Origin of the sequence: Mesorhizobium sp. YL-MeA3-2017 (assembly GCF_030814575.1) — a bacterium.
GTDB lineage: Bacteria > Pseudomonadota > Alphaproteobacteria > Rhizobiales > Rhizobiaceae > Mesorhizobium > Mesorhizobium terrae.
Genome location: NZ_JAUSVH010000001.1, coordinates 5,475,830 through 5,500,163, shown reverse-complemented (window position 1 = coordinate 5,500,163; position 24,334 = coordinate 5,475,830). Strand labels below are relative to the sequence as shown.

Sequence of the window (24,334 nt, the reverse complement as noted above, 5' to 3'; positions counted from 1 at the left end):
GGACGGCCTAACGAAGGACGCGGCAGGCGCCGTTATAGACCATCCAGCGGTCGAAGCCCGAAACGCAGAATTCGACATTGTCGCCAATGCCCGCGAAGCCCTGCCCTTCTTCGATCAGATACCAGATGGTCCGTTCGCGCCCGTCGGAAAGCGCGACCTTGGCGTTGCAATAGCGACGGCCGATCGGCCACTCTTCTTCCGCCGGCAGATAGCGCCGCTCATTGATGCGGCGGAAATCGGTGATCTGGACATTGGGCAGATGCGGAACGTGGCGCACCTGATAAGCGAAGCGGCTGGTGATCTTATTGAGCACCCACGCCTCGCCGCAAACGCCTGGATCGCCGGAGTAATGCGAAAGATCCGCCGCTTGCGCCACGGGCGCCCCGACGGAGACAGAACTCAGACCAATCAGGCTTGCGAGAAGAAGTTTGATGGAGCGAGTCATGGGACGCCTCTCTTCATGATCGGCGGCACTGTGCGAATTTGCCGCGAGGCGGTCAAGCTGGGAGTGAACCGACTTCGATCAAATCGGCGATCTAGCCGTCGTCGCGCGCTAACCAGTCGAGCCGCCAGCCGGCCGCTCGCGGCTCCGCCATGGCCGCTGTTAGGACCGGCAGCAGCAAACGCAACTCCGCTTCCAGCGTGAATGGCGGGTTCACCACCACAAGCCCGGTGCCGTCCAGCCTCTCGCCGTTGGAATCCGGCCGGGCCTCGAAAACGACGTCGAGCACCCTGGCCATGCCGGACTCTGCCAGACGCTGGCGGAAATCCGCGATCGAGCGCCGATCCTTGATCGGATACCAGAGCGCGTAGACGCCACCCGGCCAGCGCCCGTAGGCCTTGATTACCCCGTCCGAGAGACGATCGAACTCACCCTCCTGCTCGAAAGGCGGGTCAATCAGCACCAGGCCCCGTTTTTCCTTGGGCGGCAGATGCGCGCCGAGTGCCAGCCAACCGTCCAGTTCGATAATGCGCGTTTGAAAATCGCCTTCGAAACGGCTCTTCAGGCGAACCGCGTCTTGCGGGTGCAATTCGATGGCCGTCAGGCGATCCTGCTTGCGCAAAAGGTGCCGCGCGATCAATGGCGAACCGGGATAGAACTGCAGGCCTGCCTGGGGATTGCAGGCACGCACCGCGTCGAGATACGGCGCGAGCGACGCCGCCACCTCCGCACCGGCATCGATGCCGGCCAGCCGTCCAATGCCGTCCCGCCACTCGCCGGTCTTCTGCGCTTCCGTCGACGAGAGATCGTAGAGCCCGATGCCTGCATGCGTATCCATGACACGGAAGGCTTTGTCCTTGCGTTTCAGATATTCGATCAGGCGCGTCAGCACGACATGCTTGACGACGTCAGCGAAATTTCCGGCATGATAGACGTGGCGATAGTTCATGGCTTCAGTTCATGACCTCAAGCGGAGCTTCCCGCCCTGCCCCAGCGCGGCTTGGGTGGCATGTCCGGGTCGTTGGGTCGTCGCGGACCGCCCAGGCGGATCGCCAGCATCAAGCCAACGATACCAACTCCGATCATGCCGAATCCGATCTGGCTGCCTCTCTCATCCGGAACCGCAGCGCCGGCGCGCAGATTGAGACTGACCGATTTGATCTGGATATTGTCGGCGTCGCCTGGTCCGATGGTGAACACGTAGACACCGGGCTTCTCGACATCGAATGGTCCGACCTCTTCGCGAAAGATCTTGTCCGTGAGTTGCGGGCTCTGCTCACGTGGCGTCGGGTTGCCGCTGAAATGCAACGTCTTGGCGAGCACCGTGCGACCTCCGACAGCAGCTGTAAGGGTCAACACAGTGCGGTCAAAAGCATTGATGCGATCGGCATTGGTTGTCAGGTCGACCAACATCCGCACCGGTCCGTTGTCGGCTTTCAGGGGCACCGAAACCGGCTTGAAGCGGCCATTTTCATAGACACTCCAGGTACCGATCGCGTCCCCGGAAAAATTCCGGACCGCCCACGGATAAATAAGGCCGAGAGCAATACCGACAGCGATGATCAACAGAAAGAACGCGCGCATGGAGTGTCCTTAGAGCGTTTGGTGAGCTGCTGGAAGCGCCTAGGCAGGCACTCACCCACTCAACGGGTCACGCCTTTCGCTCCCAGCGCCGGTCGGCGGTCTGCTGCCAGTAAGTCACGGTATGCTCAGCCGCCTTCATGTCTTTCCAATGCATGCGAGCGGCTTCCACCTGCCCTGCATCGTGCCCGTCAAACAGGAAGACCGCTCGGTCATAACCCGACAGATCAGGCGGCAAGGCACCATCGACCAGGAAACGGATTTGCGCGCCGTTTGGATTTGCCCCTCCGGTAGTTAGCAAGATCGGCTGCTCCGCGGGATGGGCTTCATGGTCCGTCGCATGCGCAAGGAAGGCGTCGTCGCGGAAAGTCCACAGGTGCTGATCCAACGCGTCGCGACGCTCTTCGCTGCCTGTTTGCACGACGACGCGCCAGCCGCGGTCGACACTTCGCTCCAGCAGGCCTGGCAGCGCCTCCTCCAGCGTCGATTCCGTCAGGTGATAAAAGAGAACCTCGGCCAAGAACTCAGCCTTCGTAGTTATCGCGCACGAACCGGTCGAGAAGCCTGACGCCGAACCCCGATCCCCAGGACTGATTGATCTCGCTGGAGGGTGCCCCCATGGCCGTACCGGCAATGTCCAGATGAGCCCAAGGGGTCTCCTTGATGAAACGCTGGAGAAACTGCGCGGCCGTAATGGCGCCGCCATAGCGTCCGCCGATGTTCTTCATATCGGCATTTTTTGAGTCCAGCAGCTTGTCGTATTCGGAACCGAGCGGCATGCGCCAGAGCTTTTCCTGCGTGACCGTGCCCGCCTGCAGCAACCGGTTGGCAAGTTCATCATCATTGGCGAAGAGCCCGGCATGATGCTGGCCAAGCGCCACCATGATCGCTCCGGTGAGTGTCGCGAGGTCGACGATCAGCTTGGGATGAAAGCGATCATTGCAATACCAGAGCGCGTCGGCCAGAACGAGACGGCCTTCCGCGTCGGTGTTGAGCACTTCGATGGTCTGGCCCGACATCGAGGTGACGATATCGCCCGGCCGCTGGGCATGGCCATCCACGCTGTTTTCCACCAGGCCGAGAATGCCGACCACATTGGCCTTGGCTTTGCGGGCGGCCAGTGCATGCATAAGGCCGGTCACGGCAGCGGCACCGCCCATGTCGCCCTTCATCTCCTCCATTCCGGAGGCCGGCTTCATCGAGTTGCCACCCGTATCGAAGGTCACGCCCTTGCCGACAAATGCCACCGGCTTGTCCTTGGCTTTGCCGCCATTCCATTGCAGCACAGCCAGGCGTGCGCCACGTGGCGACCCCTGCGCGACGCCGAGCAAGGATCCCATACCGAGCTTTTTCATCTCCTTCTCGGCCAGGATTTCGACCTTGACGCCGAGCGCTTCCAGCTCCTTGGCCCGGTCAGCGAATTCCACCGGCCCCAGAATATTGGCCGGCTCGTTGACCAGGTCGCGCGCCAGGCACACGCCGTCCACGACGGCTTCGATTTCCGCAAACGCCTTCTTGGCGGCACTCGGATGCGAGAGCTGGATGGTGATCTTCACCGGAGCCTTGCTATCGTCCTTGGCGTCGTCCCCCTTCTTCGTCTTGTATTTGTCAAAGGAGTAGCCGCGCAGAAGAATGCCGGCAGCCAGGCCGGCCGCTTCGGCTGCGCCAACTTCCACGCCGGGCAGATCGAGTATGATCGCCACTTCTTCCGCCTTGCGCAGCGAGGCCGCTATCTGCCCGCCAAGCTTCATCCAGGCATATTCGTCCAGCGCCGATATCTTGCCGACGCCGATCACTGCCAATCGACCGATTTCTGCACCTTCAGGTGCCAGCACCTCGGCGACAGAGCCAAATTTACCGGAGAAGTCGGCAATTGGCAGCGCCCGCGCAAGCGTGTTGGCAGGATCGTGTGCTTTGCCGGTTTCCGAAATTCCGGCGTCCTCCGCCGACAGGACGAAGACCGCACCTTTTTTCACGGCAGCAAATTTGGAAAAGGCGATGGAGTATCTGGCGGCCATGAGATCCTGCGTGATTTTCTGTTCGAAGCGAGTTGCGACATTTCGCGCTTTTGGGACGTTTGGCAAGACTGGCCAGCGCAAGGTTGGCGTAATGAAGAGAGCCCATAGGTCAACAGCTGTTGGCTGCGGGGACCATCAATGCCGACGAGACGATTTGACCGCACCGGACACTTGACGTTCGACTGTGCATTGCACAAATGTCTGGCTGAGCTTGTCGTTAACCATGCCTCTTCGCCTTTTCTTATCCATTGCCGACCAGACTCGGCTCACGGGATACGATGACTTGAAACGGAACCAAATCAGGCCGGTTGTGTGGGTGTCACCGGAAAGATAACTTCAAACCAGCGACACACGTCGAGATCAATCGAGAAGAACTGCCCTGAATGAAGGTCGCCGAGCTCTACATATTCCGGCGTGCGCTCTCGCTCTTTCTCGCGGCGTTGGCGTGGACGCTGGCAATTGTCTGGACGACCCAGGTCCTCACGCGCATCAATCTGGTCACGGATAACGGACAGTCGGCTGCTACCTTTTTTCAGGTCGCCGCTCTCATTTTGCCCACGATCATACCGATCGTGGTCCCCTTTGCCCTCATCGTGGCGGTCGCGCAGACGCTGAGCGTGATGAATTCCGATTCGGAACTGGTGGTCATCAGCGCCGCCGGCTCGTCGCGTATGACCGTCATCAAGCCGATCCTGATCCTGGCGCTGGCGGCAGGCGTATTTTCCTTCATCGTCGATAATGGCGTCGAGCCCTATGCCCGTCAAAAGAACCGGGAACTCATCGCCAGCGCCCGCGCTGATTTCCTGTCGCTGATCATTCAGGAAGGCACCTTCCGGAAAATCGAAGATGGGCTGTTCGTGCAGATCGGCGAACGTTTTGCCGATGGCGGGCTGGGCAGCATCTTCGTCGCGGACTCCCGCCAGCCCGGGACTGATCTGGTGTATTACGCCAAGACCGGGGCGGTAATCGACAAGGGCAAGGAAAAGGTGCTGCTGATGAACGATGGCGTCGTCCATCGTAAGGCACCAGCCGGCGACGTTTCGGTCATTCGTTTCACATCCTACGCCTTCGACCTGTCGGCCTTCGCGACTGCGGCACAAACCACGCTTTATCCAAAAGACCAGACGACTCAGTACCTGCTCAATCCGAACCCGAACGACAAGATCTACCAGCAATCGCCGGACACGTACCGGGCCGAACTGGCGCTGCGGTTCTCGGAATGGGCTTATACGCTGGCCTTCGCGATGATCGCCCTTGCCGTCGCCGGCGATGCCCGATCGCATCGCGAGGCGCGCATCCATCCACTGATCACTGCCGTTTGCATTGCATTGTTCGTGCGTTGGCTGGGTTTCTTCGCCGCCGGCAAAGCGAGCACCAATCCATTTTACAACTATGTTGTGCTGGCCGTGCCTTTTGCCGCGTCGGTCGTGGCCGGCTGGGTGATCTATTCCAATCATCGCATGGAGCTACCGGTAAGCTGGGCTGACTGGCTGACGAACATGTTTTCCCGAATGGGTGACTTCGGTCCGCGCCTGCGACTTTGGTGGGCCAATCGGGTCGCTTCCCGACAAGGGAGAGCGTGATGGGTTGGACGCTCGGTCGTTATTTCTTCTTCCGTTACCTCGGGATCACCATCTGGATTTTCCTCGGGCTATTCGCGCTCGTTTTCCTGATCGATTTTACCGAATTGACCGGCCGAATTGCCGGCCTGCCCGGTTTTTCATATCAACTCGGCTTCGCGATCTCGGCGCTGCGCGTGCCGATGATCATGCTGCAGACCGTACCGTTCGTCGGTCTGTTCTCGGCGATGGCCACGCTCGTGTCGCTCAACCGCAAATATGAATTGGTGATCGCGCGTTCCGCCGGCATTTCCGCCTGGCAGTTCCTGCTCCCCTGCTGCATCGGCGCACTGATGTTCGGAGCCGTCGCGGTAGGCGTGCTCAACCCGCTGGCTGCTTATGGATTTTCTCAATCCGAGCAGATCGAAAGCGATCTTCGATCGGGTTCATCCAACGATGTCTCGGCAAGCGCAGCCCCGTGGATCCGGCAGAAAACATCGGCAGGCGACACAATCATCGGTGCTCGCGCCATCCTGAACCAGGGATTGGAGATGGCGGACGCGTCGTTCTTCCTGCTCGATCCCCAGGGCAACATCATCGAACGCAAGGACGCCAAAAAGGTATTCCTCCGCGACGGCTATTGGGATCTGCAAGACGTAACCATCCTGAAAGACGGCAACGCCAGCAAGCGGGATTCCGACCGGCTGCCGACCGACCTCAGGCCGGAATTCGTTCAAGAGCGGTTGGCTCGGCCGGAGACAATCCCATTTTACGATCTGCCGCAGAAGATTGAAGTTGCTCGATCTTTCGGTCTGAAGGCAAATGCGTTCGCCATGCAATTCGATTCGTTGGTCGCGATGCCCTTCCTTCTGATTGCGATGACGCTTATTGCGGCAACCGTCTCGATGAGATTTGCACGAATGGGACAATCGGCAACGATGATTCTGGGTGGCGTCGTTGCGGGGTTTCTGCTTTATGTCGTATCTGTTTTGGTCAAAGCGTTTGGAGTGGCGGGATTCGTCCCGACCATCGTAGCTGCATGGTTTCCGGTGGTCGTGGCGATGTTCTTTGGGGTAACGTTCCTGCTTTACAGGGAAGACGGCTAGTGGTGAGGGCGGTTTTGCACGGCCGTAATTCAATGCGCGCTGCGTTGCTGTGCGGCGTGAGCGTCTTGGCATGCCTTGTTGCAGGCAGCGTTTTTGTCACCCCGGCGGCGGCCCAAAAGGTGGAGACACCCACTGTTCCGGCTGGTTCCCAGATGCTCCTGGAATCAGACACGCTGGTCTACGACAACGACAAGCAGACGGTGACCGCGGTCGGCGGCGTCCAGATCGAATATGGCGGCAACAAACTTGTCGCTCAGCGCGTCGACTACGATCGCAAAACGAAACGCCTTGTTGCCTCAGGTAACGCTCAGTTGGTGCAGAGCGATGGCACCAAGATCAATTCCGAGCACATCGATCTTACCGACGATTTCGCCGACGGATTCGTTAACGCCCTGCGTGTCGAGACCCCGGACAAAACCTATTTCGGCGCTGAAAGCGCCGAACGTATCGGTGGCGTCCTGACCACATTCCACAATGGTGTCTATACGGCCTGCGAGCCATGTGAGGACAAGCCGGACAAGGCGCCGATTTGGCGTGTGAAGGCGCGCAAGATCATCTGGAACGGCCAGAAGAAGACGGTGCGGTTCGAGAACTCCAATTTCGAGTTCTTCGGCTTCCCCCTCGCCTTCCTGCCGGCTTTCGAAATCGCCGACCCGACCGTAAAGCGCAAGACCGGCTTCCTGATGCCAGGCATCTCTATCAACAGCAAACTTGGCACGGGAATCAGTATTCCGTACTACTTGGCGCTGTCACCGACCTACGACGTCACTGCGCGCGGCACGTACTATACGAATCAGGGCTTTCTGGGCGAGGCTGAGTGGCGCCAGCGTTTCGACAACGGCCAGTACAGCTTGCGCATTGCCGGCATCAACCAGAAACAACCCGGAAAATTCGATGCGAACACCGTCGACTCCGGACCAGATGGCGACCCGAACAAACTCCGCGGCATGATGGGCACCAAAGGCCAGTTTGCGATCAATTCGCGTTGGAATTTCGGTTGGAACATTCTGGTACAGACGGATAAAAACTTTTCGAGCACCTATCATATTCAGGGCTACAATGACTCCGTACATCGGTCGGAAGTCTATTTGACCGGCCTGAACGACAGGAACTATTTCGACTTGCGCGCGATGCACTTCCAAGTGCAAGAAAAGACGTTGCCGCAGACCTCTGGCGCACGCTATCAGACCGGTGCGCGCGACGAATTCCAGCCGTGGGTACTGCCGTCGCTGGACTATGCCTACATCCCCGACGCACCGCTGGCTGGCGGCCAATTGTCGGTCAATCTGAATGCACGCGTTATCAGGCGCGACCGTCTCGATCAGGCCTTCGTCACGCCCTACGATACGCTGTCGGCTGTTCAGCGCGTTCGTGGCATCGAGGGTGAATCCGGGCGTCTGACAGCAGAAGCCGAATGGAAGCGTAGTTTCGTCACCGACGGCGGTTTGGTGCTCACCCCGCTGCTCGCTTTCCAAGCGGACGCAAACTACTTGAATGCCTCCTCGGGTTCGATCAACGCCATCAATCAGATGGCAGTTGCACAGGGTGTGGCTACCGACATGCGCTCGTCCTTCGCAAGGACCATGGCGACGGCTGGTCTTGAAATGCGCTGGCCGGTTTTGTTTTCCAGCCTGACCGGTGGCTCGCATGTTGTCGAGCCGATGGCTCAGCTGTTCCTGCGCCCCAACGAGCCTTATGTCGGTGGCCTGCGCGTTCCCAATGAGGACGCACAGAGCATGGTGTTCGACGCCACGACCCTGTTCGAGCGCGACAAATTCTCAGGTTATGATCGGATCGAGGGTGGTACCCGCGCCAATGTGGGTGTGCGTTATTCCGGCAGCTACGCTAATGGCTGGACGACGAACGCGCTGTTTGGCCAATCTTATCAGCTGTCGGGCACGAATTCCTTCGCTCAGCCGGATCTCGTCAATGTCGGCGCCTATTCCGGCCTGCAGACCGACACATCCGATTTCGTCGGCCTGGCTGGCTTCACTAGCCCCGGTGGTTTGTCGGCGTCAGTCAGCGGGCGCTTCGACGCCAGCACTTTCGAAGTCCGTCGGACAGAACTGCGGACGGCCTATAGCGGCTCGTCGCCGATTTCGGTCTCGGCGCAATACGCCTTCATCCAGGCTCAGCCGGACTATGGCTTCCCGGTCGATCGCCATGAGGTGACATTCGGTGCTTCGACACGCCTCAACCAGAATTGGCGCATCTTCGGATCGAGCACATACGACATCAAGGCCGAAGTGCTGACCAGCGATGGTCTTGGTTTTGCCTATGACGACGAGTGCTTCACCTACCTGATGACCGTTTCGGAAAGCCGTGACCGCGTGACCAAGGAAGTGACTCGCAATTTCGGCTTCAACATCTCGTTCCGCACGATCGGCGATTTCGGCTCGACCACCAGCAGTTTCCAATAGCCAGCCCTTGCAGGACACGGTTTCGCCGCATAGGACAGGCATGCAAACGACAAATCTGGCTAAGATTTGAGCCGGAATCGGATTGGATTTGGAACGGACGATGAGGAAACAGCTCTTTTCCGCGAGCTTGGCGCTCCTAGTGGCAACGGCCGGCATATCGCTGACATTGTCGACGCAATCGGTCTTCGCCAGTGAAATCAAATATGTCGTCAACAACCTTGCCATCACCAGTGGCGACATTCAGCATCGCGCCGCTTTCCTGCGCCTGCAGAAGCGCAAGGGTGACGCCTCCCAGGAGATGATCGACCAGACCCTGCGTCTTGCCGAAGCCAGGCGGTTGGGCATCCGCATCTCGGACAAGCAGGTGGAGGACGCTTATGCGCGCTTTGCCTCGACCAACAAGATGCAACTTGCCCAGCTCGACGGGATCATGGACAAGTCCGGCGTCACCAAGCAGCATTTCAAGGAATTCATTCGCGCGCAGATGGCTTGGAATCAGGCGCTCACCATGCGCAACCGCTCCGAGCAAGGCGGGCTGAGCGAGCAGGATGCCGTGCGCAAGATGCTGCAGAAAGGCGGCAGCAAGCCCTCCGCCACCGAGTATCTGTTGCAGCAGATCATCTTCGTCGTACCCCCTGCAGAACGCGGTTCGTCGATGGCCAAACGCAAGCGCGAAGCGGAAGCGATGCGCGCCCGGTTCAATGGTTGCAACACCACGCGCGAATTCGCCAAGGGACTGATCGACGTCACAGTACGTGATCTCGGTCGCGTGTTGGCGCCGCAGCTGCCCGCGGATTGGGCCGACCAGGTCAAGGCAACCAAGGCCGGTGGCGCGACCAGCGTGCGCGAAACCGATCGCGGCATCGAATTCATTGGCGTGTGTTCGGCGCGCGAAGTCTCGGACGACAAAGTCGCCCAGATGGTGCTGCAGACCGAAGGCTTTGGCGGCGGCAAGAAGGACGACGCAGCCGACGCACTGAGCAAAAAATACGTTTCCGAGCTGAAGGCCAAGGCCGTCATCGTACAGCGCTGATCGGCCGTGGGCGCAACCGAACTACCGCTCGCGTTGAGTATCGGCGACCCCTCAGGTGTTGGTCCCGAGATTGCCCTTGCTGCCTGGCAAAACCGCCATCGTCATTCCATTCGGCCGTTTTATCTGCTTGGTGATCCTGCACTGGTCGCTGCACGTGCGCGTAGCGTTGGCATCGGGGTCAAGGTCGAGGAAGTTGCGCAGGAGGAAGCGTCGCGTGCCTTCGAGCACAGCCTGCCTGTCGTGCCGCTGGCGGCCCGTTTTGTCGACACACCGGGCCAGCCTGATCCTGCCAATGCGCAAGGTGTGATCGAGGCGATCGATCGGGCAGTCAGCGACACTTTCGATGGCAAGGCAGCGGCCGTGGTCACCTGCCCGATCGCCAAGAAGCCGCTCTACGACGCCGGTTTCGGCTTCCCCGGCCATACTGAATACCTGGCGCACCTCGCCACCAGGCGCACCGGCGAGACGGTGACGCCAGTCATGTTGCTGGCTGGACCTGAGTTGCGCACAGTCCCGATCACCATTCATATAGCGCTGGCAACTGTGCCGGAGGTGCTCACCACCGATCTGATCACGACAACCGCGCGGGTCGTGGCGCAGGATCTCAGGGCGCGTTTCGGCATCAAGAACCCGCGCCTAGCTGTCGCGGGCCTCAACCCGCACGCTGGCGAGGATGGCTCCATGGGCAAGGAGGATCTGGAGATCGTCCGCCCGGCTGTTGAGATTTTACGGGCCGAAGGTATCGATGCGCGCGGTCCGCTGCCGGCCGACACGCTTTTTCACGCGCGGGCTCGTTCCGGCTACGACGTCGCACTGTGCATGTATCATGACCAGGCGCTGATCCCGGCCAAGACGCTGGCCTTCGATGAAGCCGTCAATGTTACGCTAGGCCTGCCGTTCATTCGTACCTCGCCCGACCATGGCACGGCTTTCGACATCGCGGGAAAGGGTATCGCACGCCCCGATAGCCTGATCGCTGCACTGACATTGGCTGGAAAACTTGCCGATAATGTCCGAGCGCCGGTGACGATATGAGCATTGACGGTCTGCCACCACTGCGCGAGGTCATTGAGCGCCACGGACTTCAGGCAAAGAAGGCGCTGGGTCAAAACTTCCTGCTCGACCTCAATCTGACCAGCAAGGTGGCACGGACCGCTGGCGATCTGTCGCAAGCAACGGTTATCGAAGTGGGTCCCGGCCCTGGTGGATTGACGCGCGCATTGTTGCTCAATGGTGCCCGCCGCGTCGTCGCCATCGAGCGGGACGAGCGTTGCCTCGACGCATTGGCGGAAGTGTCGAACCACTATCCGGGTCGATTGGAAGTGATTGCAGGCGATGCGCTGAAGACCGATTTCGAAACGTTGGTCCCAGACGGTCCCGTCAAGATCGTCGCCAACCTGCCCTATAATATCGGTACGGAATTGCTCGTTCGCTGGCTAACCGTCGACACTTGGCCGCCTTATTACGAATCGCTGACGCTGATGTTCCAGCGCGAAGTGGCGGAACGGATCGTGGCCAAGGCCAATGGCGATGCCTATGGCAGGCTTGGGGTTCTCACCGGCTGGCGCACCGAAGCCAGGATCGCCTTCGACGTCCCGCCGCAGGCTTTCACGCCGCCGCCGAAAGTAACGTCGTCGGTGGTGCATTTGACGCCGCGACCGGCGCCTTCGCCCGTCAATGTGAAATTGCTCGGTCGTGTCACCGAGGCGGCCTTCGGCCAACGCCGAAAAATGCTGCGACAAAGCCTGAAAAGCCTTGGCGGTGAAGCACTGCTGGATCGTGTCGGTATCGACCCGACCCGCCGTGCCGAAACGCTCAGTGTCGAAGAATTTGTGCGCCTGGCGAATTCGCTTTAGCGATCTATCGCAAGACGTGGGGCTCAGAGCGCCTCGTCGAGCAGACCGGAAACAAAATCGAACAGGCCGGGACGGCGGTCCCGCCGCAGCCGTTCGGCGCTTATGATCGCCTTCACTTCGGTAAAAGCCCGATCCAGATCATCATTGATGACAACGAAGTCGTATTCGGTCCAATGCTCGATCTCGTCGCGAGCATTCTTCAGCCGGGTTTCGATCACGGCTTCCTGATCTTCGGCGCGCCGCTTCAGTCGCGCCTTCAATTCAGCCATGGACGGCGGCAAGATGAAGACCGACACGATGTCACCGCGCATCTTCTCACGCAGCTGCTTGGCACCTTGCCAATCGATGTCGAACAACATGTCGCGGCCTTCGGCCATGGCTCGTTCCGCCGGCTCCCGCGGGGTCGCGTAAAAATTGCCGTGCACCTCCGCCCATTCGAGCAGTTCGTCATTGTCGCGCAGGATCTCGAATTCGCGCCTAGTGCGGAAATGGTAGTGACGACCGTCGATCTCGCTGCCGCGGCGCGGGCGGGTGGTCACGCTGACAGACAGCTCGAAGCCATGGTCGGCTTCCAGGAGATTGCGCGCGATGGTGGACTTGCCGGCACCGGATGGCGACGACAGAACGAGCATCAGGCCCCGGCGACGGATGCGGGAACCGGTGTCCTTGATGGCCATCTGCTACTCCAGATTCTGAACTTGTTCGCGAAACTGGTCGACGACGGCCTTCAGTTCCAATCCGATCGCGGTGACTGCTGCGGCGTTCGACTTCGAGCACAGCGTATTCGATTCGCGGTTGAATTCCTGCGCCAGAAAATCGAGCTTTCGGCCCACGGCACCGCCGCCAGCAAGCAGCGCCCTGCCCGAGACCACATGTGTCTTGAGCCGGTCGATCTCTTCGCGGATATCCGCCTTGGTCGCCAGAAAGGCCGCTTCCATGTTGAGACGAGCCTCGTCCAGCCCCGCAGCAGTGTCCATCAGCAGGCGCACTTGTTCGGCGATCTTCTCGCGTATGACACCGGGTTGACGCGAAGGGTCGGCCTCGGCGCGCAAGGTCAGCGCTTCGATCACATCCAGATGACCGGACAGCACCGAACGCAAGGCCTCGCCCTCGTTCTGACGTGCAGTCACAAGCCCCGTAAGCGCTTCGTCGAGCGCGCGTTCGATGACTGCATCAAGCGCACCGCGCATTTCCTCGGTTTCAACCGCCTCCGGAACCTCAAGAACACCCCGCAACGCGAGCAGTCCGTCAGCTGAAGCTGGAGACGCGCCGAATTGATCCTGCAGCCGCTTGGCGAGACCGGCGATGTCTTTGAGGAAAGCCTCATTGACCACAGGTTGCGCGGATGAACCGCCGGGACGACCAACAGTCAGTGTCGCCTGGAAATTGCCGCGCGCGAAACGCTTCTGCACGACCTGCCGGACGAGAGGCTCCAGCCGGTCGAAACCCTGCGGCAGGCGCAAGCGAACTTCAACGCTTTTGCCGTTGACCGATTTCACTTCCCAGGCAATCGCAGTTCCCTGATGGTCGGCAACCGCGCGTGCGAAGCCCGTCATACTTTGCAGATTCATGCCAGGCGCCCCCAAGCGCATATTATTGGGCCGCGTTGGCCCCGGTGCCGGCATTGTCGCCGTTGTCAGCAGGTTGCTCGGAATTGCCGGACTTCGCCGCGTCCTCCGCCTGCTTCTTCACGAGTGCGCGATAGCGGGCGACATTCTGATTGTGGTCGTCGAGCGTTTCGGCAAACACATGCCCGCCATTGCCGTCGGCGACAAAATAGAGATCCTTGGTCTTGGATGGATTGGCCACGGCCTCAAGCGAAGCGCGGCCAGGATTGGCGATCGGCGTCGGCGGCAAACCGTTGATCTGATAGGTGTTATAGGGTGTCTGCTTGTCGATGTCCGACTGATAGATCGGCCGGTCGCCGGGTTTGCCCTTGCCGCCGAACAATCCGTAGATGATCGTCGGATCCGACTGCAGGCGCATACCCTTGTTGAGGCGATTGAGGAAGACCGCTGCAACGCGCGAGCGCTCGTCGCTACGGCCCGTTTCCTTTTCGACAATCGAAGCCAGGGTGACGAATTCGTCGGCATTGGCCAACGGCAGATCGGGCGAACGACGCTTCCAGATTTCATCGACCAGCTCTTTCTGATCGGCAAGCAGCTTGTCGACCATCTGCTGGCGGGTGGCACCGCGCGTGAAACGCAGCGTGTCAGTGGCCAGGCTGCCTTCAGCAGGCAGTTGCGTCGGCATGTTGCCCGTCAGGGCATCCTCCGCGGCGACGCGTGCAAACGCCTGCTCGACCGTCAGACCTTCCGGAATGGTCAGTGAATACATCACCGACTTGCCGCTTTTCAGAAGATTCATGATCTCGCGCATCGACGCATGCGGCTTGATCTCATACTCGCCGGCCTTGAGCGCCTGGTCGTTGCCATAGGCCCGCACACCGAGCCGGAAGATGCGCGCATCGCTGATGAAGCCGCGCCGCTCGAGCTGATCGGCAATGTCCTGGACACCGGTGGCTGGCTTGACCAGGAAGGTGTCGCCATTGGCCGACGGGCCTGCCTCAAAGAACTCCTGCCGACCGAAATAGACGGCGGCGCCGGTCGCCAGAACGGCGAGCATGACGCAGGATACCAAGAAGTTCATGAAAACCACGATCTGGCCGCGCGAAGCGCGCGAACGCTTGGACGGCGGCGGCGTACCGGCTTCCGGGCGCAAGGCCTCGCTTGCGGTCTTCGGTATGATCGTCGTCGGCTGCGTGGTGACCTGGCCGCCGTCTTCGTTGTTCGCCGGTGTGGTGTTCATAACGCCCTGCCATAGGTTCTATCGACGAATCCCCTCGGGACAGTAGAGGGGATTGTGGCAAAAATGACGGACTTGTCCGCCCTGGAGCTGTCGAAAGACCGTTGGGAGCCGGTCAATCAGCCATTGTAGCGCTGGAAAACCAGCGATGCGTTGGTGCCGCCAAATCCGAAGGAATTGGACAGCGCCACATCGATCTGACGCTCGCGCGGCTTATTCGGCACGAGGTCGATTGCCGTCTCGCGTTCAGGATTGTCGAGATTGATGGTAGCCGGTGCGATGTTGTCGCGAATGGCCAGAATCGAGAAGATCGCTTCCGCGGCGCCCGCGGCGCCCAGAAGATGGCCGATCGACGATTTGGTGGACGACATCGAAACTTTCGAAGCTGCATTGCCGACCAGGCGCTCGACGGCGCCGAGCTCGATCGTGTCGGCCATGGTCGAGGTGCCATGGGCATTGATGTAGTCGACGTCGGCAGGCGTCAGCTTGGCACGCTTCAACGCCGCCGTCATGCAGCGGAAAGCACCGTCGCCGTCTTCCGCCGGCGCGGTGATGTGATAGGCATCGCCGGTGAGACCGTAACCGGTGACCTCGGCGTAAATCTTGGCGCCACGCGCCTTGGCGTGTTCCAGTTCTTCCAGAACCACCACACCGGCGCCCTCGCCCATGACGAAACCGTCGCGGTCGCGATCATAGGGGCGCGAAGCCTTTTCAGGTGTATCGTTGCGCTCGGTCGAAAGCGCGCGGCAAGCCGCGAAACCAGCCAGCGAAAGGCGAGTGACCGGCGCTTCGGCACCGCCCGCAACCATGACATCGGCATCGCCGAACTGGATCAGCCTGGCTGCGTCGCCGATCGCATGCGCGCCGGTCGAGCAAGCCGTCACCACGGCATGGTTCGGTCCCTTCAGACCGTGCCTAATCGACACCTGGCCAGAGACCAGATTGATGATCTGCCCAGGAATGAAGAAGGGGCTGATACGGCGCGGCCCTTTTTCCTGAAGGATCAGCGCATTCTCAGCGATGCCTTCGATGCCGCCAATGCCCGAACCGATCATCACGCCGGTCGCGCACTGTTCTTCATGCGTCTTCGGCTGCCAGCCGGAATCCCTCAGCGCTTCATCGGCGGCCGCAATCCCGTACAGGATGAAGTCGCCGATCTTGCGCAGTTCCTTGGGTTCCAGGAAGGCTTCCGGGTTGAAGGTGGCGTCCTCGCCGTTACCACGTGGAATCACGTGCGCGATCTTGCAGGCAAGATCTTCGACCTCGAACTCGGTGACGCGCCGCGCGGCGCTACGGCCGGTGAGCAATTCTCGCCAGCCGTGCTCGACCCCAACGCCGAATGGTGAAAGCAGGCCGAGGCCCGTAACGACGACGCGCCTCATTGCATGCCCTCTCCGAAGACGTAAGCCGGAAAAATCAGGCCGAGGCCTTGTCGATGTACTTCACGGCGTCGCCGACCGTGAGGATGGTCTCTGCCGCGTCGTCCGGGATTTCAACGCCGAACTCTTCCTCGAACGCCATGACAAGCTCAACCGTGTCGAGGCTGTCCGCGCCGAGATCGTCGATGAAGGAGGCCTGCTCAGTCACCTTGTCGGCATCGACGCCCAGATGCTCGATAACGATCTTTTTGACGCGCTCTGCGGTGTCACTCATTTTGGCATCCTTCGTTCTATTGTCTTGTCTTCGTTAGCGGGCACAATGCCGCTAATCAAGCTGAAAGATAGGCCGGGCTGAATACAACAATAACTGGCCGGCTTTTGCCCGAACCGCCGGGTTGCGGGCCGCATTACACGAAAACGGCTTGGCATCCAAGGCGGTAAGGGTGTTTTTCCAACGCGATCACGGGTCGCGTCGGAACGTCAGATCATCGCCATGCCGCCATTGACGTGGAGCGTCTGGCCGGTGACGTAGGACGCTTCCGTCGACGCAAGATAGGCGACCGCCGACGCAACTTCCTCGCCCGTGCCCATGCGCTTGGCCGGAATGGCGGCCATGATCATTTCCTTCTGTTTTTCGTTCAGCTTGTCGGTCATGGCCGATTCGATAAAGCCGGGGGCGACGCAGTTGACGGTCACGTTGCGGGTGGCGATCTCCTGCGCCAGCGACTTTGAGAAGCCGATCATCCCGGCCTTGGAAGCGCAATAATTGGCCTGGCCGGGATTGCCGGTGACGCCCACGACGGAGGTGATGTTGATGATGCGGCCGTAGCGGCGGCGCATCATCGGGTGGGTGAGTTCGCGGGTCAGCCGGAACACGGCGGTCAAATTGACTTCGATCACGCTGTCCCAGTCGGCATCGGACATGCGCACGAACAGGCCGTCCTTGGTGATGCCGGCATTGTTGACGAGGATATCCACGCCCTCCAGATCGGCCTCCGCCTTCTGGCCGAGCGCCTTGACTTCATCGCGGTCGGACAGGTTTGCCGGAAAAATCTTCACGCGGTCGCCCAGCTCGGCAGCGAGTGTCTCCAGCTTCTCGACGCGCGTGCCATGCAGGCCGACAATGGCGCCCTGTCTATGGAGCAGGCGTGCAATGGCCTCGCCAATGCCACCGGTGGCTCCGGTGACGAGCGCCTTGCGGCCGGTCAAATCGAACATGTTTCGTCCCCTCTCAAGCACACCCTTCACACGGGTGGGGTCATCAGGCTTTCTAGGCTAGTGCCGCGAGTGCGGCATCGATATCGGCAGGCGTTCCGACGGAAACGGTTGCGATATCGCGATTGATACGCCGCGCCAAGCCGGACAGCACCTTGCCGGCGCCGACTTCATAAAGCGCGGTCACGCCGTTGGCGCCGAACCATTCGACCGTCTCGCGCCACCGCACGCGGCCGGTGACCTGCTCGACCAGACGGGCGGCAATGGCATCCGGATCGGTGGTCGGCGACACCGAGACATTGGAAACAACGGGAACGATCGGGACATTCTTCGCCACCCCGGCCAGCGCCTCGCGCATGGCTTCGGCGGCCGGCGCCATCAAAGCGGAATGGAAAGGCGCCGACACCTGGAGCATCAGCGCACGCTTGGCACCCTTCTCCGTGCAAAGCTTGGCGGCCAGTTCCACGGCCGCCTTGGCGCCGGAAATCACCAGTTGGCCGCCGCCATTGTCGTTGGCAACCTGGCAGACCGAGCCTTTTGCAGCTTCGGCACAGGCGGCTTCGACGTCTGGCTGCTCAAGGCCGATAATGGCCGCCATGGCGCCCTCGCCCACCGGAACGGCCGATTGCATGGCATTGCCACGAATGCGCAGCAGGCGTGCGGCATCGGCCACCGAGACGAAACCGGCAGCGGCGAGCGCGGAATATTCGCCAAGCGAATGGCCCGCGACATAGGCAACCTTGTCCTTCAGTGAAAAGCCACGGGCTTCCAGCGCACGGACGGCAGCCAGCGACACGGCCATCAGCGCCGGCTGGGCGTTGGCCGTCAGCGTCAGCGTCTCCTCCGGCCCTTCCCAGATCAGGGAAGACAGTTTTTCACCAAGGGCCTCATCGACTTCTTCGAAGACGCGCCGGGCCTCGGGGAATGCCTCGGCCAGGTCCTTGCCCATGCCGACAGCCTGGCTGCCCTGCCCCGGAAAGGTGAATGCCACCGCCATAGAGAGCTCCAACTGGTTAATCACGCCTGCCTGTGCGCAAGCCCAGCCCACAAGTCAAGAGCCCAGCGTGCCCGCCGGGCGAGACACGCGGAGCGGCGCCAGCCAGTTTTGCAGCGATCAATCATGATAAAAACCGAACACGATTCGTTTGCTGGCTCTTCTAAATTTTGCCACAGGCGCTAGCTTTCCGTGACATTTGAATGACAGTTTGATGACGCATTCATAATGCAGGTGGGGATCTACGAATTGGCGAAAGGTTTGTCGGGGAGCGGTATGACTGCGCCGAAGCATAAGTATGACAGCGCCTTCCCCGGCTTCGAGCCGGGAGAAGAAAGGCGTGCCATGCGGTATTGCCTGGTCACCCTGGTGGCGTCGGCCGTGCTGGTTTTCGCCATTGAGCTCATCTTCCGCGGCGACATCGTCAGCACACTCGGCTTCTTCGTGCAGCCATTCAAGCCCGGCTGGACGACGGTCGTTCTGTTCACCCTCATCCTCATCGGCCTCGATGCCCTGCTTGGACGCAATTACCAGGGCGTGATGATCTTCGCGCCGGTGACGCTGGCGCTCGCTTTCATCGGCCACCAGAAATCGCGCTATCTCGGCGATCCGCTCTATCCCACGGACTTTCTTTACGCGCGGCAGATTGTGGAACTGATGCCGCTCCTGGTGCGCGAACGCCCTTGGACAGGCGTTGCGCTCGGCGCAGGCATCCTGGCGACGATTGCCTTGCTCATCGCATTGTGGCTCGGCTGGCGCCGCCGCACCTCGACATTGCGCTACAAGGCCCGTCTCGCCCGCCTCACCGTGGCTATTCCCCTGTTGGCGTTCTTCGTTTCGATCATGGACTACGCCGCTTTCTCGTGGACGCGCGATCGTCTGCAGATCATCCCGATGATGTGGGACCAGAAGGAAAACTACAATTCGAACGGCTTCGCGCTGGCCTTCGCACTCAACGTGCCTATGGCCCATGTCGTGGCTCCCCTGGGCTATTCAGACAAGGCAATCGAGACGATCGCCAGACCCGAGGTGGGCGCGGTTGTGCCCGAGGACAAGCCCGACATCATCATGGTGATGAGCGAATCCTTCTGGGATCCGATGACGCTGCCGAACGTCTCCGTCACGCCTGACCCCATCCCGACGGTACGTGCGGCCCGCGCTGGCTCGGTGTTTTCGCCCGAGTTCGGTGGCATGACGGCCAATGTCGAATTCGAAGCACTGACCGGTTTCTCGAATGCCTTCCTGCCGGCCGGCTCCATTCCCTACCAGCAATATGTGCGCGCGCCGGTTCCTTCGTTGGCAACATTTCTGAAGAGCGAAGGCTATTCGGCACGGGCCTTCCATCCGGGCACCAACTGGTTCTGGAACCGCACTGCGGTCTATGCCGATTTCGGCTTCGACGACTTCCAGTCGGAAGAGACCATGCCTTACATGGCAAAGCGCGGGCCGCTCGCCTCCGACGAAGCGATGACCGACCAGCTCATCAGCGCGGCGGACGCTTCGGAGGAGCCGTTCTTCTACTTCGCGGTCAGCCTGCAGAATCACGGCCCCTACGAACCCACCCGCTACTCCGACACCACGCGTGTCGTGCAGGCGCCGATCAGCCAATGGGCACGGGATTCGCTGGCTTCTTATGCCGAGGGTGCGGCTGACGCGGATATCAATCTCAAGCGGCTGATGGACTGGGCTCAGAAGCGTGAGCGGCCGACTGTCATCGTGTTCTTCGGCGATCATCTGCCGCCGCTCGGTCCGGTCTATGTCGAGACCGGGTTCCTGAAGGACAATGTGGCGCCACGCAAGGAAGCGCCCGATCAGATGCGCCTGCACCGCGAAACGCCGCTGGTCGTCTGGTCCAACCGGACGGGGCCGGCGAAGGACGTCGGCTCGATCAGCCCGGCCTTCCTGCCCTATCATCTGCTCAAGGCCGCAGGCATCACGCACCCCTACTACACGGACTTCCTCGGCCAGATCAGCGAACGATACAACGTTGTCGACCGCAACCTGCTGCTTGCCACCGACGGCGCCGCCACGGCCGACTGGGCGAGGCAGAAGGAGATCGCCCCGCTCATCCGCGACTATCGCTACCTGCAGTACGACATGATGTTCGGCAAGCGCTGGTCCGCGCCCGACTTCTTCCCGGAAACGGTGAACAAACTCGTCGCGCATACGAGCTGACGGACGCCGGCAGACGCATGAAAATCCGGCCTAGCCCTTGGCCGGACTTGACTTTCCGAGCGCTTTCTTTATGTGTCCGGCCAAGTTTTCCGCGTCCGGGGTTTTCTTCCCGTGTCCCAGCGGCTCGAACTCCACGAAATCAACGGACGAACATCATGGCCAAAGCCGCGAACATCAAGATCAAGCTTCTTTCGACCGCCGACACCGGCTTCTTCTATGTGACGAGCAAGAACAGCCGCACCAAGACCGACAAGCTGTCGTTCCGCAAGTACGACCCGGTCGCCAAGAAGCATGTCGAATTCAAGGAAACCAAGATCAAGTAATCTGGTTTCCGTCATGAAATGCAAAACGCCGCCCTCTGGGCGGCGTTTTTGTTTGCGCGGACGGAAAACCGGCATTCTCCACCCTCTAGGACATTTTGTTGATGTCGAGAGTGAAGAATAAGGGGGCCGGTCGGCGTGATGGCAGCGGTACGAGGAGGCCACTATATGCCAGCGCCGGCCGGCCGACCCCACGGACCCAGGAGATGCGGCGGACCTGAGCATCATGGGGTATCAGTGGAACTGCCGGATTTGCCCCCGCACCGACCGTCCCTCATTTGCGCGAGCACATTTGCCCAAGCTTATTCAAAAATCAACACTTTCTTAACCACGGACCGCGAATCGCCGGGGTTAAGGTAAACAGTCAGCGTTATCGGCGAGCACGGAGCGGCTGCTTGCCGTCAGGCTGCGTTGGCCACCACCCTGTTGCGGCCGCTGTTCTTGGCTTCGTAGAGGGCCAGATCAGCCCGCTTCATCAAGGCCTCGACCGTATCGCGCCCGTGCAGCAGCGAGGAAACGCCGACGCTGATCGTAATCTCCGCGGTCTGTCCGTCTCGCCCGATTGCAAACGGCACCTTCGCGATTTCGGCGCGAATGCGCTCGGCAACCTTTTCGGCGATCGCGCCTTCCGTATCCGGCATGACCACGACGAACTCCTCGCCGCCGAAACGACAGGCAAGGTCGATGCCGCGAACGTTCTTGCGCAGGCGATAGGCAAACTCGCGCAGCACGTCATCGCCACCGTCATGGCCAAAAGTGTCGTTGATGGTCTTGAAGCGATCGAGGTCGGTTATCATCACCGCCAACGGCCGGCGCCGCGCCACAGCCCGGTCGAACAAGGTTTGCAGATGGCTATCCAGGTAGCGACGGTTGTGCAGGCCGGTCAGCCCGTCCGTCACCGCCATCTCGATGGTCTGGGTCACGGAAGCGCGCAGCTGGTCATTGTAGCGCTTGCGGCGAACCTGCGTGCGCAACCGCGCGATCAACTCATGCGGATCGATCGGCCTGGTCAGATAGTCGTTGATGCCGAGTTCCAGGCCGCGAATGACCCTGTCCTCTTCACCCTGGTTGGCCAGCAATATGATCGGCACGAAGCGGGTGCGGTCGAGCGAGCGCAATTGCGAGCAAAGCCGCAGCGGATCGAAGTCGGCGAAATCGGTCGACACGAGGACACATTCGTAAGGCGTCTCGGCTGCCTGGAAGAAGCCGGCATGCGGATCCTTCGCCGTGTCAAGCGCGACCCGATCCCGCAAGGCCTTGCGAATGCGTTCCGAAGAGGCTTCGCGCTCATCGACAAGAAGCACGCGCGGCAAGGTATCGTCGTCGGCGATGTTGCGCGCCAGCAATTCCTCGATGCCGATGTTGCGTGTAGTCGAAGCGCGAAGGCGCAGCTCGTCGGTCAGCATCTTGAGGCGCACCAGGCTTTTCACCCGGGTCATCAACTGAAGATCGTTGACGGGCTTGGTGAGGAAGTCGTCCGCGCCAGCCTCAAGCCCCCGCACGCGGTCGGTCACCTGATCGAGAGCGGTGACCATCACCACCGGGATATGGGCCGTGGCCGGATCGCTCTTCAAGCGGCGGCAGACTTCGAAACCATCCATGTCCGGCATCATGACGTCGAGCAGCACCACATCGACCTTGCCGTTCTCGCAGGTCTCGATCGCATCGGGGCCGTTCGTCGCCGTCAGCACGTCGAAATATTCAGCTAGGAGCCGAACTTCCAGTAGCTTGACGTTGGCCGGCACGTCGTCGACGACAAGGATGCGGGCAGTCATTTCATGCGGCTCCGGGCTGGTGGCGAACAACCATCAGGCGTCACCCAGATAGGATTTCACGGTCTCGATGAAGCGCGGCACCGATATCGGCTTCGAAATATAGGCTTCGCAACCACCCTGGCGAATGCGCTCCTCATCCCCCTTCATGGCGAAGGCGGTGACCGCGATGACCGGAATGACGTGCAATTCGTCGTCTTCCTTCAGCCACTTGGTCACTTCCAGCCCTGACACTTCCGGCAGTTGGATATCCATGAGGATCAAGTCGGGCCGATGTTTGCGCGCAAGATCGAGCGCTTCGAGACCGTTACGGGTGCGCACGGTTTCATAGCCGCTGGCCTCGATGAGGTCGCGAAAGAGCTTCATATTGAGCTCATTGTCTTCGACGATCATTACCTTCTTCGGCATTCTTTCCCGCTCCGACGACATTCCCGCGCGGAAACCGTCGTGATGCACTCCATCCCGAAGCGCCCAAACCCGGCTCCACATTAGCGCGAGATGATTGACGAAACGCAAACCGGCGGTGTGAAATCCGACCAGTCTGCACACAACAAGACAACAGCAACATCACACAAGCCTTGCCCTTGGCGACGCTTGTGACTACTTCCAGATGCAGACTCATCACCATTGTCGGAATCAAAGGTAGCGATGGCAGACGCAGCGTCAATGCGTGAGCAGGCAGAGGCCCTCGCCGTCGGCGCGTTGGCCTTTGTTGCCAGCGACGCAGAATTGCTGCCCCGCTTCCTTGCGATTACCGGCATCGAAGCCAGTTCGATCCGGCGCGCGGCGGCGGAACCTGGCTTCCTGGCCGGAGTATTGCAATTCATCCTGGCGCATGAACCGACCTTGATGCGCTTCTGCGAGGAGACCGGCACCCCGCCGGCAGCGGTCGGCAAGGCGTTGCACGCCTTGCCGCTCGGAAACCAAGACGATTATGAGCGTTCGACATGAGTGACGATCCAGAGACAGCCCGCCAGATCGCCGAACTGGCCAGCGACCACCGTCCGCTGCTGGTGCTCGACGTCGACGACGTGATCCTCGAATTCATCCGCCCGTTTCCGCGCTTTCTCGAACAGCGCGGCTACGATCTGACCTTCGCCTCGTTCAGGCTGACCGGCAATGTCTCCGAGCGTGGCACAGGCCGGGTGGCCGAGCAGCATGAAGTGCACACGCTGCTGGACGACTTCTTCGCCGGCCAGGCTGAGTGGCAGTATGTTGCTGAAGGCGCTGCTGAGACCTTGAAATCACTGGAGGACCGGGCCGAAATCGTGTTGCTGACGGCGATGCCGCACAAGCATCGCTCCGCGCGGCGCGCCCATCTCGACCAGCTCGGCCTCCGTTACCCGCTGCTCACCACCGAAATGGCCAAGGGCCCGGCGGTGGCAAAACTTCGCGGCGACAAGGGGCGACCGATCGCTTTCGTCGACGATCAGCCCAACAATCTGATCTCGGCGCGTGGTTCGGTTGCCGATGCGCATCTTTTCCACCTGATGGCCGACAATTCGCTGCGTGCGTTCCTGCCGCCGCTGCCGGACGACCTGATCGTGGTACAGGATTGGCACGAAGCCGCTCCAAAGATCGCCCAGGCGCTGGGCGTTTAGAAAGACCGCTTAACGCGCGGATATCCCACAAAAGAAAAGCCCCGCTCATGATCTCTGG

Annotated in this window: 24 protein-coding genes; 10 read left to right on the top strand and 14 right to left on the bottom strand. The window is 60.6% G+C overall.

The features are described from left to right. Window positions 1-7: 7 nt before the first annotated feature. The 5 genes from QFZ88_RS26090 to QFZ88_RS26070 form a co-directional block, all read right to left on the bottom strand. Window positions 8-445, bottom strand: a complete 438-nt coding sequence (locus QFZ88_RS26090; protein WP_024926191.1) for a hypothetical protein — start codon at window positions 443-445, stop codon at window positions 8-10. 91 nt (window positions 446-536) lie between these two features. Then, window positions 537-1,391, bottom strand: a complete 855-nt coding sequence (locus tag QFZ88_RS26085) for a 23S rRNA (adenine(2030)-N(6))-methyltransferase RlmJ (protein ID WP_024926190.1) — start codon at window positions 1,389-1,391, stop codon at window positions 537-539. A gap of 17 nt (window positions 1,392-1,408) precedes the next feature. Then, window positions 1,409-2,026: a hypothetical protein gene (locus QFZ88_RS26080; RefSeq protein WP_024926189.1), complete on the bottom strand. Its 618-nt coding sequence runs from the start codon at window positions 2,024-2,026 to the stop codon at window positions 1,409-1,411. A gap of 67 nt (window positions 2,027-2,093) precedes the next feature. After that, a complete protein-coding gene (locus QFZ88_RS26075; RefSeq protein WP_024926188.1) occupies window positions 2,094-2,543 on the bottom strand; it encodes a DNA polymerase III subunit chi in 450 nt (149 codons plus the stop codon). Window positions 2,544-2,547: 4 nt separating this feature from the next. Beyond that, window positions 2,548-4,041: a leucyl aminopeptidase gene (locus QFZ88_RS26070; RefSeq protein ID WP_024926187.1), complete on the bottom strand. Its 1,494-nt coding sequence runs from the start codon at window positions 4,039-4,041 to the stop codon at window positions 2,548-2,550. A gap of 383 nt (window positions 4,042-4,424) precedes the next feature. Between QFZ88_RS26070 and lptF the strand changes: the two genes are divergently transcribed. From lptF to rsmA, 6 genes are all read left to right on the top strand, one after another. Then, a complete protein-coding gene (gene lptF / locus QFZ88_RS26065) occupies window positions 4,425-5,624 on the top strand; it encodes an LPS export ABC transporter permease LptF (RefSeq protein WP_024926186.1) in 1,200 nt (399 codons plus the stop codon). Next, the gene (gene lptG / locus QFZ88_RS26060) at window positions 5,621-6,706 is read left to right on the top strand and encodes an LPS export ABC transporter permease LptG (protein WP_024926185.1); all 1,086 of its coding nucleotides are present in this window, start codon (window positions 5,621-5,623) and stop codon (window positions 6,704-6,706) included. The genes lptF and lptG overlap by 4 nt, the downstream gene beginning before the upstream one ends. Window positions 6,707-6,738: 32 nt before the next feature. Next, the gene (locus tag QFZ88_RS26055) at window positions 6,739-9,126 is read left to right on the top strand and encodes an LPS-assembly protein LptD (RefSeq protein WP_036254018.1); all 2,388 of its coding nucleotides are present in this window, start codon (window positions 6,739-6,741) and stop codon (window positions 9,124-9,126) included. A gap of 100 nt (window positions 9,127-9,226) precedes the next feature. Beyond that, window positions 9,227-10,159 (top strand): peptidylprolyl isomerase, encoded by a 933-nt coding sequence (locus tag QFZ88_RS26050; protein WP_024926183.1) that lies wholly within the window; start codon window positions 9,227-9,229, stop codon window positions 10,157-10,159. A 6-nt stretch (window positions 10,160-10,165) separates the two neighbouring features. After that, window positions 10,166-11,194 carry a 4-hydroxythreonine-4-phosphate dehydrogenase PdxA gene (gene pdxA / locus QFZ88_RS26045; RefSeq protein ID WP_024926182.1) on the top strand — a complete coding sequence of 343 codons (1,029 nt, stop codon included), beginning with the start codon at window positions 10,166-10,168 and terminating at the stop codon, window positions 11,192-11,194. Continuing rightward, a complete protein-coding gene (rsmA, locus tag QFZ88_RS26040) occupies window positions 11,191-12,015 on the top strand; it encodes a 16S rRNA (adenine(1518)-N(6)/adenine(1519)-N(6))-dimethyltransferase RsmA (protein WP_024926181.1) in 825 nt (274 codons plus the stop codon). Before pdxA ends, rsmA begins: the two co-directional genes overlap by 4 nt. Window positions 12,016-12,038: 23 nt before the next feature. Here rsmA and gmk read toward each other — a convergent pair whose 3' ends face one another. The 7 genes from gmk to fabD form a co-directional block, all read right to left on the bottom strand. Continuing rightward, window positions 12,039-12,692 carry a guanylate kinase gene (gene gmk, locus QFZ88_RS26035; protein ID WP_024926180.1) on the bottom strand — a complete coding sequence of 218 codons (654 nt, stop codon included), beginning with the start codon at window positions 12,690-12,692 and terminating at the stop codon, window positions 12,039-12,041. Window positions 12,693-12,695: 3 nt separating this feature from the next. After that, window positions 12,696-13,586, bottom strand: coding sequence for a YicC/YloC family endoribonuclease (locus tag QFZ88_RS26030; RefSeq protein ID WP_024926179.1), 891 nt, complete (start codon window positions 13,584-13,586; stop codon window positions 12,696-12,698). 22 nt (window positions 13,587-13,608) lie between these two features. Beyond that, complete coding sequence (gene mltG, locus QFZ88_RS26025; RefSeq protein WP_024926178.1) at window positions 13,609-14,823, bottom strand: endolytic transglycosylase MltG; 1,215 nt, start codon at window positions 14,821-14,823, stop codon at window positions 13,609-13,611. A 116-nt stretch (window positions 14,824-14,939) separates the two neighbouring features. Further along, window positions 14,940-16,202, bottom strand: a complete 1,263-nt coding sequence (gene fabF, locus QFZ88_RS26020; protein WP_024926177.1) for a beta-ketoacyl-ACP synthase II — start codon at window positions 16,200-16,202, stop codon at window positions 14,940-14,942. 34 nt (window positions 16,203-16,236) lie between these two features. Further along, window positions 16,237-16,473 (bottom strand): acyl carrier protein, encoded by a 237-nt coding sequence (locus QFZ88_RS26015; RefSeq protein WP_006203723.1) that lies wholly within the window; start codon window positions 16,471-16,473, stop codon window positions 16,237-16,239. Window positions 16,474-16,679: 206 nt separating this feature from the next. Continuing rightward, window positions 16,680-17,417 (bottom strand): 3-oxoacyl-[acyl-carrier-protein] reductase, encoded by a 738-nt coding sequence (gene fabG / locus QFZ88_RS26010; protein WP_024926176.1) that lies wholly within the window; start codon window positions 17,415-17,417, stop codon window positions 16,680-16,682. A 52-nt stretch (window positions 17,418-17,469) separates the two neighbouring features. Further along, the gene (fabD, locus tag QFZ88_RS26005; protein ID WP_024926175.1) at window positions 17,470-18,411 is read right to left on the bottom strand and encodes an ACP S-malonyltransferase; all 942 of its coding nucleotides are present in this window, start codon (window positions 18,409-18,411) and stop codon (window positions 17,470-17,472) included. 273 nt (window positions 18,412-18,684) lie between these two features. On the opposite strand from fabD, the gene QFZ88_RS26000 reads away from it, so the two are divergent. Together QFZ88_RS26000 and rpmG are read left to right on the top strand one after the other, a co-directional pair. After that, window positions 18,685-20,583 carry an LTA synthase family protein gene (locus QFZ88_RS26000; RefSeq protein WP_373426399.1) on the top strand — a complete coding sequence of 633 codons (1,899 nt, stop codon included), beginning with the start codon at window positions 18,685-18,687 and terminating at the stop codon, window positions 20,581-20,583. Window positions 20,584-20,738: 155 nt separating this feature from the next. Further along, window positions 20,739-20,906: a 50S ribosomal protein L33 gene (gene rpmG, locus QFZ88_RS25995; protein WP_006201775.1), complete on the top strand. Its 168-nt coding sequence runs from the start codon at window positions 20,739-20,741 to the stop codon at window positions 20,904-20,906. A 398-nt stretch (window positions 20,907-21,304) separates the two neighbouring features. Here rpmG and QFZ88_RS25990 read toward each other — a convergent pair whose 3' ends face one another. Together QFZ88_RS25990 and QFZ88_RS25985 are read right to left on the bottom strand one after the other, a co-directional pair. Beyond that, a complete protein-coding gene (locus tag QFZ88_RS25990; protein WP_024926173.1) occupies window positions 21,305-22,678 on the bottom strand; it encodes a PleD family two-component system response regulator in 1,374 nt (457 codons plus the stop codon). A gap of 33 nt (window positions 22,679-22,711) precedes the next feature. After that, on the bottom strand, window positions 22,712-23,083 hold the full coding sequence (locus QFZ88_RS25985) for a response regulator (protein WP_024926172.1): 372 nt from the start codon (window positions 23,081-23,083) through the stop codon (window positions 22,712-22,714). Window positions 23,084-23,323: 240 nt separating this feature from the next. Here QFZ88_RS25985 and QFZ88_RS25980 point away from each other — a divergent pair, with 240 nt between their 5' ends. Together QFZ88_RS25980 and QFZ88_RS25975 are read left to right on the top strand one after the other, a co-directional pair. After that, window positions 23,324-23,626, top strand: coding sequence for a DUF3572 domain-containing protein (locus QFZ88_RS25980; RefSeq protein WP_024926171.1), 303 nt, complete (start codon window positions 23,324-23,326; stop codon window positions 23,624-23,626). Continuing rightward, window positions 23,623-24,276: a hypothetical protein gene (locus QFZ88_RS25975; protein WP_024926170.1), complete on the top strand. Its 654-nt coding sequence runs from the start codon at window positions 23,623-23,625 to the stop codon at window positions 24,274-24,276. Before QFZ88_RS25980 ends, QFZ88_RS25975 begins: the two co-directional genes overlap by 4 nt. The last annotated feature ends 58 nt before the right edge of the window (window positions 24,277-24,334 follow it).

Excerpts from the sequence above, each read along its gene's own strand:
- QFZ88_RS26090 (WP_024926191.1), bottom strand. The coding sequence starts at position 445 with ATGACTCGCTCCATCAAACTTCTTCTCGCAAGCCTGATTGGTCTGAGT.
- QFZ88_RS26085 (WP_024926190.1), bottom strand. The coding sequence starts at position 1,391 with ATGAACTATCGCCACGTCTATCATGCCGGAAATTTCGCTGACGTCGTC.
- QFZ88_RS26080 (WP_024926189.1), bottom strand. The coding sequence starts at position 2,026 with ATGCGCGCGTTCTTTCTGTTGATCATCGCTGTCGGTATTGCTCTCGGC.
- QFZ88_RS26070 (WP_024926187.1), bottom strand. The coding sequence starts at position 4,041 with ATGGCCGCCAGATACTCCATCGCCTTTTCCAAATTTGCTGCCGTGAAA.
- lptF (WP_024926186.1), top strand. The coding sequence starts at position 4,425 with ATGAAGGTCGCCGAGCTCTACATATTCCGGCGTGCGCTCTCGCTCTTT.
- QFZ88_RS26055 (WP_036254018.1), top strand. The coding sequence starts at position 6,739 with ATGCGCGCTGCGTTGCTGTGCGGCGTGAGCGTCTTGGCATGCCTTGTT.
- QFZ88_RS26050 (WP_024926183.1), top strand. The coding sequence starts at position 9,227 with ATGAGGAAACAGCTCTTTTCCGCGAGCTTGGCGCTCCTAGTGGCAACG.
- rsmA (WP_024926181.1), top strand. The coding sequence starts at position 11,191 with ATGAGCATTGACGGTCTGCCACCACTGCGCGAGGTCATTGAGCGCCAC.
- gmk (WP_024926180.1), bottom strand. The coding sequence starts at position 12,692 with ATGGCCATCAAGGACACCGGTTCCCGCATCCGTCGCCGGGGCCTGATG.
- QFZ88_RS26030 (WP_024926179.1), bottom strand. The coding sequence starts at position 13,586 with ATGAATCTGCAAAGTATGACGGGCTTCGCACGCGCGGTTGCCGACCAT.
- mltG (WP_024926178.1), bottom strand. The coding sequence starts at position 14,823 with ATGAACACCACACCGGCGAACAACGAAGACGGCGGCCAGGTCACCACG.
- fabF (WP_024926177.1), bottom strand. The coding sequence starts at position 16,202 with ATGAGGCGCGTCGTCGTTACGGGCCTCGGCCTGCTTTCACCATTCGGC.
- QFZ88_RS26015 (WP_006203723.1), bottom strand. The coding sequence starts at position 16,473 with ATGAGTGACACCGCAGAGCGCGTCAAAAAGATCGTTATCGAGCATCTG.
- fabG (WP_024926176.1), bottom strand. The coding sequence starts at position 17,417 with ATGTTCGATTTGACCGGCCGCAAGGCGCTCGTCACCGGAGCCACCGGT.
- fabD (WP_024926175.1), bottom strand. The coding sequence starts at position 18,411 with ATGGCGGTGGCATTCACCTTTCCGGGGCAGGGCAGCCAGGCTGTCGGC.
- QFZ88_RS26000 (WP_373426399.1), top strand. The coding sequence starts at position 18,685 with ATGACTGCGCCGAAGCATAAGTATGACAGCGCCTTCCCCGGCTTCGAG.
- rpmG (WP_006201775.1), top strand. The coding sequence starts at position 20,739 with ATGGCCAAAGCCGCGAACATCAAGATCAAGCTTCTTTCGACCGCCGAC.
- QFZ88_RS25990 (WP_024926173.1), bottom strand. The coding sequence starts at position 22,678 with ATGACTGCCCGCATCCTTGTCGTCGACGACGTGCCGGCCAACGTCAAG.
- QFZ88_RS25985 (WP_024926172.1), bottom strand. The coding sequence starts at position 23,083 with ATGCCGAAGAAGGTAATGATCGTCGAAGACAATGAGCTCAATATGAAG.
- QFZ88_RS25980 (WP_024926171.1), top strand. The coding sequence starts at position 23,324 with ATGGCAGACGCAGCGTCAATGCGTGAGCAGGCAGAGGCCCTCGCCGTC.
- QFZ88_RS25975 (WP_024926170.1), top strand. The coding sequence starts at position 23,623 with ATGAGTGACGATCCAGAGACAGCCCGCCAGATCGCCGAACTGGCCAGC.